General features: G+C 44.6%; 4 protein-coding genes. 1 reads left to right on the top strand and 3 read right to left on the bottom strand.

Going from position 1 to position 2,675, the window contains the following annotated elements:
- Both RTK01_RS16530 and RTK01_RS16535 read right to left on the bottom strand, forming a co-directional pair.
- Positions 1-798: M56 family metallopeptidase (locus RTK01_RS16530; protein WP_312282019.1), on the bottom strand; the 798-nt coding region annotated here is incomplete at its 3' end.
- 83 nt (positions 799-881) lie between these two features.
- Positions 882-1,259, bottom strand: coding sequence for a BlaI/MecI/CopY family transcriptional regulator (locus RTK01_RS16535; RefSeq protein WP_312282020.1), 378 nt, complete (start codon positions 1,257-1,259; stop codon positions 882-884).
- A 443-nt stretch (positions 1,260-1,702) separates the two neighbouring features.
- On the opposite strand from RTK01_RS16535, the gene RTK01_RS16540 reads away from it, so the two are divergent.
- Positions 1,703-2,098: a hypothetical protein gene (locus RTK01_RS16540; RefSeq protein ID WP_312282021.1), complete on the top strand. Its 396-nt coding sequence runs from the start codon at positions 1,703-1,705 to the stop codon at positions 2,096-2,098.
- A gap of 96 nt (positions 2,099-2,194) precedes the next feature.
- On the opposite strand, the gene RTK01_RS16545 is transcribed toward RTK01_RS16540, so the two are convergent.
- On the bottom strand, positions 2,195-2,675 hold a 481-nt coding region (locus tag RTK01_RS16545), incomplete at its 5' end, for a D-Ala-D-Ala carboxypeptidase family metallohydrolase (protein ID WP_312282022.1).

Consider the following 2,675-nt stretch of genomic DNA (forward strand, 5'->3'; position numbering starts at 1 on the left):
CGTCCGGCTTATCTTCTTTGGCGGGAATAAAATCAACTCGCACCGCTGCACGATTCGCTCTGGTTCCGCCGTTATAAACCCAACGGAGAGGGTAGACTTGGTAACCAAAGTTATCAACTGTTTCATAACGTTGCTCGTCGCTTCAACATACTTAATACGCTCTTTTGTGTCTAGCCCGCGCACCGAAGCCCGATCGCAGCTCACTTCAAGAATGTAATCCAAATCACTTTTTGCCATATACACAAGTGGATTCCACCAGAGTAATGCACAAAAAGCGTTAAATAGCAGTTTAATCCACAAATGTCTGTGTATAAAATGATTCAATTCATGCAACAGGACATACCGCATATCATCTTCCGTTAAAGCAAGTGGCGGTAATAATATGATTGGCGAAAAGTATCCCACAAGCATCGGAGTTTTTACGTCAGATGAGATAACTACACGGCATTTTGGTCCTATTTTCAAAGCGCGTCTAAGTTCTTCGACCAACTCCGAAGTCTTTAAATGGTCTTCTGTTCTCATTCTGCGAATCTTTCGCTTTTGCTGAAAAAGCAACCAAGCAATCAGCAACAAATGCATTACACTTCCGACAATCCAGATAGCCAAAATTATATCTAACCAGTTAACAGAGTGCCCATGCATTTCAAATGCCTGAGCACTGAAAAAGCGTTGAAAAGACGGCATGATCTCTTCGGATCGAACTACAATCACTGTGGGTAGTTCAATGGGTACCAGCAATCTCACAATCCCGGCTGCAATCATCGCAAGAATTAAGTTTACACCATGCTTAAGCGCCAAAGTTCTTCGACATAATACGCCAAGGAGAATAAAAACATTACACCAAATTAGTGACATTAGGAACGTAAAGACCGACACACCCATTAAAACTCATCTTTCTTTTTCTTCAGGAGATTCTCGATCTCATCAATTGTTTCTAATGAAATTTCGTCACTATCTACCAAAGCTGAAAACAATCCCTTTATACGCTTATCTTTAAAGTAAATTGCGTTTCGATTGACTTGCATAAGCGCATATTGTTCTGGAGTTATTGCCGCCTTGAAAATTCGGCTATAAGTTTTTCCCGAGCGCTCAAGACCGCCCACGGCCACAAGTTCCCGCTTCAACATCTTATCCAAAATCAAATGAATAGAAGAATCCTTCCACAGTTCAGCTCGCTTCTGCATATTAATTTCTTTTGCAGTAAGCCCATCTGGATTGGACCATAACACCGTTAATATTTCATATTCGCTTGATGTCAAATTAGTCGAGGGAATCACCTTCTTTTTCCAATAGATTACATTATTTTTTATTTCCTGTCAATATAGTTTTCAAATATTTTAAACGGCTTATGTTGCATTTAAATCGATACGACTTTAGCATTCAAAAACATTTGTGTTTTGCAATGGTATTTTCCGCGACACTCCCAGCGACACGGATTCTTCCTTTAATGACTGATAAGAATATGTTCCCTTTTGTTTTTACTCCAAAATAGCACCTATCCAAAACAATTAAAAAATGGACACAAAAAAATCCCCCGCAAGAGCCGATGCTCCTACGGAGGAGTTGCTTTATTCGCCCCTTAAACGCTCCATCCTCTCGTCAATGGCCTTACATATGAAATCATTAAGGCTCTCCTCTGCTAGGCACGTCGAATTCGTATAACTCCTTCTTGCGGAATAGTATAGAAGAAGGAGGTAGAGTCATGTATACAAAAATTACTAATCCAAGCATAGTCATTTTCGATGATAGAACCGGCGAGCTTATTGGAACCGCGACATTCAAATTGACGGATGAATCGGAAAAAGCGCTCATAAATTTACTAAATTATAATGTGCAGCCACCTTCTCTTACATTATTGGATGTAGACCTATACGAACCTTCTCCGAATTATACCCCACCGATACCGTACGGCTCATATGCACGCAAAGGAACCATCTACGCGCTATTTACCGATGAATATACAGGTACCCTTGTTCCAATAGAAATTCAGCTAACATATAACGCGCGGGCAAGAGGAAACGCGACAGGCAACCTGTATCATTTTGAAAGCGTGGAGTTTGGCGACATAGACATAAATTCCATCAAAGTCATTTATTAATTAAAACCCCGTCTCCAAGGTTTTATCCTCAGAGACGGGGTTATTCAACCTCAGAAGAGGACAAACCGGACGCCACATGGCATCCGGCTGCCCCACTCAAACCTTCCCGGCCATCTTGATAATCAACAGCTCCACAGCCCGCTTTGTCCAGTTCCCGGACTTCCAGCGGTCAGGGCTGTCAATTACCCCAGCGGCTGCCAGCTTGTCCACGGCCTTGTCCAGCTCGGACTCTTCCTTATACCCCGGCCAGCCCAGCACGGCCTTCTCGCTGCCGCTGCGGCTGTCCCAGCGCGTCCGGGTATCCCTCACATCCACATGGGCGAAGGACTTATATACTCCGATGCCTCCGGCCTTGGGCTGCAAATATTCCGCATACTGCGCAACCGTCAGCGGCGACACTCCCGCAATAGAAATATCTGCCGCCATGCCCAACAGGTGCTGGGACTTTGGAGCCCCGCCCTGCTTGGCGTTCCACGTCGCCGTGCGGTAGGCACTGTTGATGGTGACAGGCTTCCCGAAGTAGTCCCGGATTTTCTGGAGCAGCGCCACCAGCTCCGCAGAGATCAGCACGGTATCA

The organism is Oscillibacter sp. (assembly GCF_031978065.1).
Classification (GTDB): Bacteria; Bacillota; Clostridia; order Oscillospirales; family Oscillospiraceae; genus Oscillibacter.